This window comes from Streptomyces zinciresistens K42 (assembly GCF_000225525.1).
GTDB lineage: Bacteria > Actinomycetota > Actinomycetes > Streptomycetales > Streptomycetaceae > Streptomyces > Streptomyces zinciresistens.
Genome location: NZ_AGBF01000205.1, coordinates 1 through 11,304 on the forward strand (window position 1 = coordinate 1; position 11,304 = coordinate 11,304).

Consider the following 11,304-nt stretch of genomic DNA (forward strand, 5'->3'; position numbering starts at 1 on the left):
GCGGCCGTCCGCCGGTCCGCCGGCCACCGGCCGCGCGTCCCGCCGGCGCGGCACGTGAGCGGGCCGGACGCCGTGCCCCGCGGCCGGGCCGCCGGCGGCACCGGGCGGGGTGACGGACGAGGGAGGTCCCTCCCGTGAAGGCCAGCATCCGGAACGCGTCCCTCGTCTCCCTCGCGGCGGGCACGGCCGTGATGCTCGCGGCCTGCGCCACGGACAGCGGCAGCGCCTCCGAGGCGTCGGGCGGACCGAGGATCGGCGTCCTTTTGCCGGCCACCGCCACGCCGCGCTGGGAGACCCAGGACCGGCCGCTGCTGGAGCGGGAGATCAAGGACCGGTGCGCCGACTGCACGGTCGAGGCCGACAACGCCAAGGGCGACGTCCTCACCCAGCAGCAGCAGATGGAGTCGATGATCTCCAAGGGGGTCGACGCGATCCTGCTCGTGGCCGTGGACGCCAGGTCGCTCGCCCCCTCGGTCGGCAAGGCGGACGAGGCCGGGATCCCCGTCATCGCCTACGACCGCCTGGCCGAGGGCCCCGTCTCGGGCTTCGTCTCCTTCGACGGCGAGGAGGTCGGCCGCCTCCAGGGCAGGGCCCTGCTGACGGCGATGGGCGGCAAGGTGCCCGGCGCGCGGATCGTGATGATGAACGGCGACCCCAGCGACCCGAACGCGGTGCTGTTCAAACGGGGCGCGCTGTCCGTGCTGGACGGCAAGGTGGAGATCCGCAAGTCCTACGACACCCTCCAGTGGCGGCCCGAGGTCGCCAACCAGAACATGAACGGGGCCGTCTCGGCCCTCGGCGTCGACGGCATCGACGGCGTCTACGCGGCCAACGACGGCCTGGCCGCGGGGAGCATCAGCGCGCTGAAGGCCAACAAGGTGGCCCCGCTGCCCCCGGTGACCGGCCAGGACGCCGAACTCGGCGCCGTACGCCGCATCGTCGGCGGCGAGCAGTACATGACCGTGTACAAGCCGTTCGGGCCCGAGGCCGCGGCGGGTGCCGCCATGGCGGTGGCCGCCGCCCGGGGGGAGCCGCTCGGCCGGACGGCCGGCGGCGAGGTGACGACCCGCGGCGGCGGACGGGTGCCCGCGGTGATGCTCCGCCCCGTGTCGGTGACCGTCGGGAACATCGACAGCACCGTGGTGAGGGACGGCGTCTACACGGTCCACCAGATCTGCACCCCCGCCCTGAAGGCCGCGTGCGCCGCGGCCGGACTGACCTGAACCGGCCCGGCCACCGCCGCGGCCCGACCCGACCCGACCGGGGAAGGAGGCCGATTCCGTGTCCGCTCCCCCACTGCTCGCGCTGCACGGGGTGTGCAAGCGCTACGGCGCCGTCGAGGTGCTCGTGGACATCGACCTGGAGATCCGCGCCGGCCAGGTCGTCGCGCTGCTCGGCGACAACGGCGCGGGCAAGTCCACCCTGGTCAAGGTGATCTCCGGGGTCGCCCCCGCGGACCGGGGCGTCATCGAGTGGAAGGGCCGCCAGGTGCACGTCCGGCGGCCGGGCGACGCCCGGGAGCTGGGCATCGCCACCGTCTACCAGGACCTCGCGCTGTGCGGGAACCTCGACGTGGTCGGCAACCTCTTCCTGGGCCGCGAGATCCGCCGGTACGGCTTCCTGGACGAGATGGAGATGGAGCGCCGCACCCAGCGGCTGCTGGAGCGGCTGACCAGGGCCGTGCCGGAACTGCGCGCCCCCGTCGTGTCGTTGTCGAGCGGCCAGCGGCAGACGGTCGCCATCGCCCGGTCGCTGCTCGGGGACCCCCGGCTGATCCTGCTGGACGAGCCGACCGCGGCCCTCGGACTCCAGCAGACCACCGAGGTCATGGACCTCGTGGACGAACTGCGCGACCGCGGCATGGGCGTGCTGCTGATCAGCCACAACATGGGTGACGTCAAGGCCCTCGCGGACCGGGCCGCCGTGCTGCGGCTCGGCCGCAACAACGGCTTCTTCGACGTGAACACCGCGTCGCAGGAGCAGATCATCGCGTCCGTCACCGGGGCCACGGAGAACGCGCCCCGCCGGCACACCCACCAGGAGGCGGCGTGGTGAAAGGGACCCCCGACACGGCGGACGGATCGCGCACCGGGCCGTCGCCCGCCTCCGGGGCCCGCGCGGCGCCCCGCCGCCCGGCCCTCGCCCGCTCCCTGGAGCGCTGGGGCGCCTTCGCCCGGCGCAGGCTGCGCGCGGGCGAGCTGGGCTCCCTGCCGGTGGTGGTGGTCCTCGCGATCGTCTGGATCACCTTCCAGTCCCTCGACGACAGCTTCCTGTCCCCGCGGAACCTGTCCAACCTCAGCGTGGACATCGTCGGCACGGGCATGATCGCCGTCGGGATCGTCTTCGTACTGCTGCTGGGCGAACTGGATCTGTCGGTGGGCTCGGTCAGCGGGCTCGCGGCGGCCGTCTTCGCCGTCCTCAACGTCAACAACGGCGTGCCGGAGTGGCTGGCGGTGATCGTGGCCGTGCTGGCCGGCACCGCCGCGGGCGCGGTGCAGGGGTACTCGTTCGCCCGGACCCGGGTGCCCGCCTTCGTGGTCACCCTCGCCGGACTGCTCACCTGGAACGGCCTCATGCTCTACGTCCTGGGCTCCAGCGGGACGATCAACCTCGACGCGAACGGGCTCGTCGCCGCGCTGACCGGCTACTACTTCACCCAGGACGCCGTCGCCTACGCGGTGGCGGCGCTGGCGGTCGCCCTGGTCTTCCTGGTGCCGTACCAGGACATGCGGCGCAGGGTGGCCGCGCGGATGCCGCACCGCTCGCTGCGGTTCGTCGTGGCGCGGGCGGCCGGGCTCGCGGTGGTCGCGTTCGCCGCCGCCTTCGTCCTCAACCGGTTCCAGGGACTGCCGCTGGCCCTGCTGATCTTCCTCGTGGTGGTGGCGGGCCTGGACACCGTGCTGCGGCGCACCCGCTACGGACGGCAGGTGTACGCCCTGGGCGGCGGCGTCGAGGCGGCCCGGCGGGCCAGTCTCGGGGTGACCCGGGTGCAGACGGCGGTCCTCGCGGTGTCCGGCACGATGGCCGCGATCGGCGGGCTGTTCCTGGCCTCGCGCATCACCTCGGTGAGCCAGAGCTCGGGCACGGGCGTGCTGCTGCTGAACGCCCTCGCGGCGGCCGTCATCGGCGGCACCAGCCTGTTCGGCGGACGCGGTTCGACCTGGTCGGCGGTGCTGGGCATGCTCGTCATCCAGTCGATCGCCTCGGGCATGGCGATCACCGACACCCCGGCCGCCGTCCAGTTCATGATCACCGGTGGGGTGCTGTTCGCGGCCGTGGTCATCGACGCGCTCTCGCGCCGCTCCCAGGAGGCGTACGGGCGGGCCTGACGCGGGCGGCCGGGGCGGGCGGGCCGCCCGCGCGCACGCGATGCTGGACGGGAGGCACCCGAGGACGGCGGCCGGGAGGTGAGGACCTTGCTCGCGGTCAATCTGCTGGACGGCGGCTCGGTGCTGGCCGCCTTCGGCGCCCTGGGCGTCCTCGCGGTGGTCTTCGCCGAGTCGGGTCTGCTGGTGGTCGGCTTCTTCCTGCCCGGTGACACGCTGCTGTTCCCGGCCGGGGTGCTGTGCGCGGCGAGCGCCGGCCAGGAGCCCCGCCTGGTGCTGTGGCAGGTGATGCTGTGCGCGGCGGTCGGGGCCGTGGCCGGCGGCCAGGTCGGGTTCCTGCTGGGGCGGCACGGCGGGCGCGCCCTGCTGGCCCGCCCCGACCGGCGGCGGCTGCGGGAGGCGGCGGCCCGCGCCGAACGGCTGCTGGCCCGCTACGGCTACGGCAAGGCCCTCGTCATCGGCCGCTTCGTCCCCCTGGTGCGCACGGTCCTGCACCCGGCCGCGGGCGCGCTGGGCGTGCCCGTGCGCACCTTCACCCTCTGGCAGGTCGTCGGCGGTCTGCTCTGGTCCCAGACCCTGGTCCTGGCCGGGTACGCCCTGGGCTCCTCGGTCCCCGGGATCGAGAACTACCTGCTGCTCCTGGTCGCCGTCGTCGTCGTGGTCTCCCTGCTGCCGATGCTCCCGCTGCTGACGGCGTCCCGCCGCGACAAGCACGACGACCGCTGAGGCGGGCGCGGCACGGCCGACCCCGGGCGCGGCTGCAACCCTCTCGCAACGTCGCCCGTGGTGCCCTGGGCGCATGGACGAGGAGACCCCGCGTGTCGAGCTCACCCCCGCTGCCGGCGACCTGCTGCGGCGGCTGCGGGAGATGCACGGTCCGCTGATGTTCCACCAGTCGGGCGGGTGCTGCGACGGCAGCGCGCCCATGTGCTATCCCGCGGGCGAGTTCCGTACCGGCGGCTCGGACGTGCTGCTCGCCGAGCTGGACGTCGAGGGCGTGGCGGAGCCGGTGACGTTCTGGATGTCGCGCGGCCAGTACGCGGCGTGGAGCCACACCCGGCTGATCGTCGACGTGGTCGAGGGCCGGGGCAGCGGCTTCTCCCTGGAGGCACCCGAGGGAGTGCGTTTCCTGATCCGTTCCCGCGTCGTCGGCGGTTAGGGGCCCTCGGGCCGTCGCCGTCTGGTGGACTTCCCCCCGAGTCCTGCCCGTGTGACGCGACCTCAGGGGGAACCGTGACGCCTCGCCGAAGACGCCTAAGACGCCTCGGCCCGGTCCGGACGGCGCTCGCGCTGCTCGCGGTGCTCGCCGCGCCGGCCGGTGCGGCCCTGGCGGGGGCGGCACCGGCCGGCGCCGCGCGGCAGGTCACCCCGATCGCGCCGGGCGTGGTGTACGAGCGGTTCGACATCCCGGCCGCGAGGGGCACGGCGCGCGCGCATCTGCTCGGCGTCGATCTGCGCGAGCCGCGGGTGCGTCTGGATCTGCTGTACCCGGGTGCGGTGGCGGCGCGGGCGCCCCTGTCCCGGCAGGCCGCCGCGCGGGGCGCGGTCGCGGGCGTGAACGGCGACTTCTTCAACATCGGCGAGGCGCAGCACCCGGGCGTCGAGGCGACCGGGGCGAGCGTGGGACCTGCCGTCGCGCGGGGCCGGGCGCTGAAGGGGGCGGTGCCCGACGGCCAGCGGTTCGGTCCGGCGCTGCCGCCCGGCACGGGCACCCGGGCCGTCTTCGGCGTGGGCGTCGACCGCCGGGCCCGGCTCGGCGCGCTGCGGCTGAGCGGTTCGGTGCGCACGCCCGAGGGGCGGCTGCCGCTGCGCGGACTGAACCAGTACGCCCTGCCGGTGGGCTCGGTCGGCGCGTTCACCGCGGCCTGGGGCAGCGCCTCCCGGGTCCGCGCCACCTGCGGCACGGACACCGACCGGGCGGCGCCGTGCAGCGCCGACACCTTCGAGGTGACGGTCCGGCGCGGCCGGGTCGCCTCCACGGCCCGGACCCCCGGCACCGGCCCGATCGCCCGCGGTACGACGGTCCTCGTGGGCCGGGAGAAGGGGGCGCGGCTGCTGCGGAGGTTCTTCGTCGGCGAACCGGTCGCGGTCCGGCACCGGCTGGTGCCGGCGTCGTCGCGGGTCCCGTACCGCTTCGCGCTCGGCGGCTGTCCGGTGCTGGACGACGGCAGACCGCTGCCGGGCCTCGACGACCGGGTCTCGGCCGTGCGCACGGCCGTGGGCGTCGCGGACGGCGGACGGCGTCTGCTGCTGCTCGCGCTGGACGGCGCACCCGCGTACCGGAGCGGTCTGACCGTCGCGGAAGTCGCTTCCCTCATGCGGGACTTGGGCGCGCGTGACGCCTTCGGCCTGGACGGCGGCGGGTCCTCGACGCTGGTGGCCAGGGAGCCGGGGGCGGCTGCGGTGTCGGTGCGCAACCACCCCTCCGGCGGCGCGGAACGGCCCGTGCCGAACGGCATCGGGGTCTTCTCGGCGCGCTGAGCCTCACGGTCTGAGGCTGCTCACGATGTCCGCCGTGGCCGTGAGTCCGCTGCTGATGGTCGGCGCCATGCTGGTGCTCGCCAGATAGAAGCCGAGCAGCAGGCACACCAGGGCGTGGGTGATCTTCAGCCCGCCGTTGCGTACGAAGATCACCGCCAGGATGAACAGCAGCAGCACCACTGAGATGGAAATGGCCATCGTCAACCTCCTCCGCCACGCCGACTCGCCCGGTTCACGGCGTTCGGCGGCAAGTGTGGCGTAGCGGGGGGTTCGTCCGGGCGGCTGACCTGTCCTCCGAACGTGTGATGTCGCGGAGGTCCGGCGTCCGGGAAGCCGTCCGCGGCGGGCCAGTTGGCGCGGGAGGCCAGTCGGGGTGGTGCGGCTGCCGCTGCTCACGGGGCGGGGCGCGGGCCGCGGACCGCCGCGCGTCCCGCCCCCGAGGCCGGGCGGGACGCGCGCGGTCGTCGCGGGGGCCGGTCAGGGGGCGCGGAGGTCGATCCGCTCGGCCAGGGCCGCGCGGTGGGCGCCCGCCGTGCCGTAGGCGATCGAGTCGGCCTTGGCGCGCTTGAGGTACAGATGCGCCGGGTGCTCCCACGTCATGCCGATGCCGCCGTGCAGCTGGACGGCCTCCTCGGCGGCGTGCACGGCGACGGGCGCCGCGAACGCCTGGGCGACGGCGACCGCCACGTCCACGTCCTCGCCGGTCGCCAGCGCGTCGGCGGCGCCGCGGGCGGCTGCGCGCAGGTTCACGGCCTCCAGCCACAGCTGGGCGAGCCGGTGCTTGAGGGCCTGGAAGCCGCCGACGGGCCTGTTGAACTGCCTGCGCTCCTTCAGGTAGCGCACGGTCTCGGTCAGCGACCATTCGGTGAGCCCGAGTTGTTCGGAGGCGAGCAGCCCGGCCCCGGCCCGCAGGGCCCGCCGCACGGCGGGCCCCGCGTCCCCCAGCAGGCGGCCGGACACCCCGTCGAGGGTGACCGAGGCCAGCGGGCGGGTCAGGTCCAGGGAGGACTGCGGGGTGAGCGTCACGTCGGCGGCGTCCACGGCGTACAGCCCGCCGTCGTCCGCGGGCACGAGCAGGACGTCGGCGGCCACGGCGTCCGCGACACCGGTCAGCCTCCCCCGCAGGACGCCGCCCTCGCGCCGTACGGCCGGGTGCGCGTGGCCCGCCGCGGTGCTCAGGGGGACCGCGAGCGCGGCGACTCGGGTCGCGGACGCCAGCCGGGTCAGCAGGTTGCCTGCCCCGCACTCCAGCAGCGCCTCGGTGGCCACGACCGCGCTGGTCAGATACGGCACCGGGGCGACCGCCCGGCCCAACTCCTCCAGGACGACGGCGGCTTCGCGGTGCGAGGCGCCCTGGCCGCCCAGGTCCTCGGGGATCAGCAGGCCCGCGAGCCCCATGCCGTCGGTGAGCGCCTTCCAGGCCGCCACGTCGTGCGGGGCGTCCGACTCGGTGCGGGCGATGACACCGGCCGCGTCGCAGTGGTCGGCGAGCAGGTCCCGCACGGCCGCCCGCAGGGCCTCTTCCTCCTCGGAGTACAGCAGGTCGGGCTGGGTGCTCATCGGGCGAGGTCCTTCCAGGCGACGTCCTTGTCGGTGCGCGGCTCGGCGGGCAGGCCGAGGACCCGCTCGGCGACGACGTTGAGCAGGACCTCGCTGGTCCCGCCCTCGATGCTGTTGCCCTTGGCGCGCAGATAGCGGTATCCGGCGTCGCGGCCGGTGAAGTCGACGAGTTCGGGCCGGCGCATGGTCCAGTCGTCGTACAACAGGCCCTCCTCGCCCCGGAGTTCTACCTCCAGGCCGCTGATCTCCTGGTTGAGGCGGGCGAAGGCGAGCTTCATCCCGGCGCCCTCGGGTCCCGGCTGGCCTGCGACGAGCTGCTGGCGCAGGCGCTCCGCGGTGAGCCGGGAGACCTCGGCCTCCACCCACAGCGTCAGCAGCCGCTGGTGCAGCTCGTGGGTGCGCAGCTCCGGCCGCTCGCGCCAGGTCCGCGCGACCGGGCCGATCATGCCGCCCTCGCGCGGCAGCCGCATGCCGCCGATGGCGACGCGCTCGTTGTCCAGGGTGGTCCGGGCGACCTTCCAGCCGTCGCCGATCCCGCCGAGGCGCCGGGAGTCGGGGATGCGGACATCGGTCAGGAAGACCTCGTTGAACTCCGCCTCGCCGGTGATCTGGCGCAGCGGCCGGACCTCGACGCCGGGGTCGCTCATGTCGCACAGGAAGTAGGTGATGCCCGCGTGCTTGGGCGCGTCCGGGTCGGTGCGGGCGATGAGGATGGCCCAGCGGGCCAGGTGGGCGCTGGAGGTCCACACCTTCTGCCCGTTGACGACCCAGTCGCCCCCGTCCTCGCGGACGGCGCGGGTGCCGAGCGCCGCGAGGTCGGACCCGGCGCCCGGCTCGCTGAAGAGCTGGCACCAGACCTCCTCGCCGGTCCACAACGGCCGCAGGTGGCGCCGCTTCTGCTCCTCGGTGCCGTACGCGAGGATCGTCGGGGCGGCCATCCCGAGGCCGATGCCGATGCGCCGGGGGTCGTTGCCGGGGGCGCCCGCGGCCTCCAGTTCGGCGTCCACGACGGCCTGGAGGGAGCGGGGCAGGCCGAGACCGCCGAGGCCCTCGGGGAAGTGCACCCAGGCGAGGCCGGCGTCGAAGCGGGCGCGCAGGAAGTCCAGGCGGCCGGTGCCGGCCGGCGGGTGCGCGGCGAGCAACGCGGCCGTGCGGCGCCGGAGTCCGGCTGCGTCGCCGGTCATGCGGCGGCTCCGTTGCGCCGGGCCGGGACGACCACGACCCGGCCGGTGGTGACCCCGTCGGCGACGCGCTGGACGGCGGCGGCGGCCCCGGCCAGCGGCACCCGCTCGCTCACCAGCGGCGTGATCGCCCCGGCGGCGGCGAGTTCGGTGAGCCGCTCGTGGCAGTGCCGGACCAGCTCCGGGTTCCTGGTGGCGTACAGGCCCCAGTGCAGGCCGAGGATCGCGTAGTTCTTCACCAGGGCGTGGTGGAGCGACGGGCTGGGGATCGTGCCGCCGGCGAAGCCGACGACGACGATCCGGCCCTCGAAGGCGACGGCCTTGGCCGACTGCGTGAACGCCTCGCCGCCGACCGGGTCGTAGACCACGTCGGCGCCCCGGCCGCCGGTCGCGTCCTTCACGGCCGCGACGACGTCCTCGGTGTGCCGGTCGACGACGACGTCGCAGCCCAGCTCCCTGGCCACGGCCGCCTTGCCCGCGCCGCCCACGACGCCGACGACCCGCGCTCCGGCCGCCTTGCCGAGCTGGACGGCCGCGCTGCCGACCCCGCCGGCGGCGGCGTGGACGAGCAGGGTCTCGCCCGCCCGCAGGCCGGCCCGGCGGTGCAGGCCGAACCAGCCGGTCTGGTAGCCGATGTGCAGGGCGGCGGCCTCCGCGTCGTCCAGCGTGCCGGGCGCGGGCAGCAGGGCGGCGGCGTCCGCGAGGGCGTACTCGGCGAAGCCGCCGTGCGGCAGCGCGGGGGTGGCGACGACGCGCCGCCCGTCCTCGGTCTCCCCGCAGATCTCCACACCCGGGGTGAACGGCAGCGGCGGGGTGATCTGGTACCGGCCCCGGCACAGCAGAGCGTCCGGGAAGTTGATGTTCGCGGCCCGCACCCTCAGCAGGACCTGGCCGTCGCCGGGCGTGGGCCTGGCCGTCTCGGCGAGGCGCATCACCTCGCCCGGCTCGCCGTTCTCGTGCACGTGCCATGCCTGCATCCGGGGCCTCCACGGGGTAACGGGGCTGCTGCGTCCGACCGGGTCCGGTTCGCATACTAAGCGGTCGCTTGCCGATCAGGGAACAGGGTGCCGCACACCGGCCGCCTCCGTCACGCCTTCCGGGGACGCGCCCGCACATGCATCCGCTCGCCCTGCGGGCCGAACAGGCTCAGGCACTCCACCGGCCCCTCCCCCGTCGAGCCGAACCAGTGCGGCACCCGGGTGTCGAACTCGGCCGCCTCGCCCGGCTCCAGGACCACGTCGTGCTCGCCCAGCACCAGCCGCAGCCGCCCGGAGAGCACGTACAGCCACTCGTAGCCCTCGTGGGTCCGCTGCTCCGGCTCCTCCCGGCGGGCGGGCGCGAGGATCTTGAACGCCTGGAGCCCGCCCGGCTGCCGGGTCAGCGGCCAGAAGGTGCGCCCGTGGCGTTCGAGCGGCGCCGAGCGCACCCGCGGGTCGCCGACCGCGGGCGCGCCGACCAGTTCGTCCAGCGGCACCTGGTGCGCCTGGGCGATCGGCAGCAGCAGCTCCAGGCTGGGCTTGCGCAGCCCGGACTCCAGCCGGGACAGGGTGCTGACGGAGATGCCGGTGGTCTCGGACAGCGCCGTCAGCGTCACCTCCCGGTCCTTGCGCAGCCTGCGCAGCCGCGGGCCCACTTCGGCGAGAACGTCGTCGGTACTCATGGCTGTATTGCAGAATCGGCAAACGCGTTTGTCAATCCCGCCGCCGTGGGCGACGGTCGTCGCGGAGGTGGTCACCATGACCGAGCAGTACGAGGAGCGGCACCACGGGCGGGCCGACGACCGGGGCGGCGAGCGGTACGAGGTGGTCGTCGTCGGAGGCGGCGCGGCCGGCCTGTCCGCGGCCCTGGTCCTGGGGCGGGCCCGGCGCCGCACCCTGGTCGTCGACGCGGGCGAACCCCGCAACGCGCCGTCCGCCCATGTGCAGGGCTATCTCTCCCGCGACGGCGTGGCCCCGGCGGAGTTCCTGGCGGCCGGGCGCGAGGAGATCGCCCGCTACGGCGTGGAACTGGTCCGGGACCGGGCCGTGGACGTCACGCGCGGCGGGGACTTCACGGTCGCGCTGGCGAGCGGGCGTGCGGTGCGGGCCCGCCGGCTGGTCGTGGCCACCGGGCTGCGCGACGAGCTGCCAGAGGTCCCGGGCGTGGCCGAGCGCTTCGGCCGGGATGTGCTGCACTGCCCGTACTGCCACGGCTGGGAGGTCCGCGACCGGGCCTTCGGCGTGCTGGCGACGACCCCGCTCGGCGTGCACCAGGCGCTGATGGTGACGCAGTGGTCGAAGGACGTGACCTTCTTCCTGCACCGGGTCGCCGAGTCCGCTCTCTCCGGCGACGACCTGCGCAGGCTCGCGGCGGCCGGGGTGAAGGTCGTGCCCGGCGAGGTGGCCGGGCTCGTCGTCGAGGACGACCGGCTCACCGGGGTGCGCCTGGCCGCGGACGGCTCCGTGCACCCCCGTCAGGCGCTGTTCGTCGCGCCGCGCGCGGTGCCGCGGACCGGGCTCCTGGAGAAGCTGGGCGCCGAGTTCCAGCAGACCCCGTTCGGCGCGTACCCGGTGGTGGACCCGACCGGCCTCACCTCCGTGCCCGGAGTCTGGGCGGCGGGCAACGCGGCGGGCTTCGCCGAGCAGGTCGTCAACGCGGCGTCGGGCGGCTACCGGGCCGGGGCCGTCATCAACGGGGAACTGCTGATGGCGGACCTGGACGCGGTGTCCGCCGGCTGACCCGGCCGCGAGGACGCGCGGCCCGCCCGCGGCCGGGGA

Annotated in this window: 12 protein-coding genes; 7 read left to right on the forward strand and 5 right to left on the reverse strand. The window is 75.2% G+C overall.

Going from position 1 to position 11,304, the window contains the following annotated elements; translation table 11 throughout:
* The first annotated feature begins 134 nt into the window (after positions 1-134).
* From SZN_RS31245 to SZN_RS31270, 6 genes are all read left to right on the forward strand, one after another.
* Entirely contained in the window at positions 135-1,223 is a 1,089-nt protein-coding gene (locus tag SZN_RS31245; RefSeq protein WP_007502890.1) for a sugar ABC transporter substrate-binding protein, read from the forward strand.
* 58 nt (positions 1,224-1,281) lie between these two features.
* Entirely contained in the window at positions 1,282-2,055 is a 774-nt protein-coding gene (locus tag SZN_RS31250; protein ID WP_007502891.1) for an ATP-binding cassette domain-containing protein, read from the forward strand.
* Positions 2,052-3,329 (forward strand): sugar ABC transporter permease, encoded by a 1,278-nt coding sequence (locus tag SZN_RS31255; protein WP_007502893.1) that lies wholly within the window; start codon positions 2,052-2,054, stop codon positions 3,327-3,329. Before SZN_RS31250 ends, SZN_RS31255 begins: the two co-directional genes overlap by 4 nt.
* A gap of 87 nt (positions 3,330-3,416) precedes the next feature.
* A complete protein-coding gene (locus SZN_RS31260) occupies positions 3,417-4,052 on the forward strand; it encodes a DedA family protein (RefSeq protein ID WP_007502896.1) in 636 nt (211 codons plus the stop codon).
* 73 nt (positions 4,053-4,125) lie between these two features.
* On the forward strand, positions 4,126-4,485 hold the full coding sequence (locus SZN_RS31265; RefSeq protein WP_007502898.1) for a DUF779 domain-containing protein: 360 nt from the start codon (positions 4,126-4,128) through the stop codon (positions 4,483-4,485).
* A 140-nt stretch (positions 4,486-4,625) separates the two neighbouring features.
* Positions 4,626-5,807: a phosphodiester glycosidase family protein gene (locus SZN_RS31270; RefSeq protein WP_007502900.1), complete on the forward strand. Its 1,182-nt coding sequence runs from the start codon at positions 4,626-4,628 to the stop codon at positions 5,805-5,807.
* Positions 5,808-5,810: 3 nt separating this feature from the next.
* Here the strand turns inward: SZN_RS31270 and SZN_RS31275 are convergent, their stop codons facing one another.
* The 5 genes from SZN_RS31275 to SZN_RS31295 form a co-directional block, all read right to left on the reverse strand.
* A complete protein-coding gene (locus SZN_RS31275) occupies positions 5,811-6,005 on the reverse strand; it encodes a hypothetical protein (RefSeq protein ID WP_007502902.1) in 195 nt (64 codons plus the stop codon).
* A 279-nt stretch (positions 6,006-6,284) separates the two neighbouring features.
* Positions 6,285-7,367, reverse strand: a complete 1,083-nt coding sequence (locus SZN_RS31280; protein WP_007502904.1) for an acyl-CoA dehydrogenase family protein — start codon at positions 7,365-7,367, stop codon at positions 6,285-6,287.
* Positions 7,364-8,551 (reverse strand): acyl-CoA dehydrogenase family protein, encoded by a 1,188-nt coding sequence (locus SZN_RS31285; RefSeq protein WP_007502906.1) that lies wholly within the window; start codon positions 8,549-8,551, stop codon positions 7,364-7,366. The genes SZN_RS31280 and SZN_RS31285 overlap by 4 nt, the downstream gene beginning before the upstream one ends.
* Entirely contained in the window at positions 8,548-9,525 is a 978-nt protein-coding gene (locus SZN_RS31290) for an NADPH:quinone oxidoreductase family protein (protein WP_007502909.1), read from the reverse strand. The genes SZN_RS31285 and SZN_RS31290 overlap by 4 nt, the downstream gene beginning before the upstream one ends.
* Before the next feature lie 110 nt (positions 9,526-9,635).
* Positions 9,636-10,208, reverse strand: a complete 573-nt coding sequence (locus tag SZN_RS31295; protein ID WP_007502911.1) for a helix-turn-helix domain-containing protein — start codon at positions 10,206-10,208, stop codon at positions 9,636-9,638.
* Between the two features lie 76 nt (positions 10,209-10,284).
* Between SZN_RS31295 and SZN_RS31300 the strand changes: the two genes are divergently transcribed.
* Entirely contained in the window at positions 10,285-11,265 is a 981-nt protein-coding gene (locus SZN_RS31300; RefSeq protein WP_007502912.1) for an NAD(P)/FAD-dependent oxidoreductase, read from the forward strand.
* The last annotated feature ends 39 nt before the right edge of the window (positions 11,266-11,304 follow it).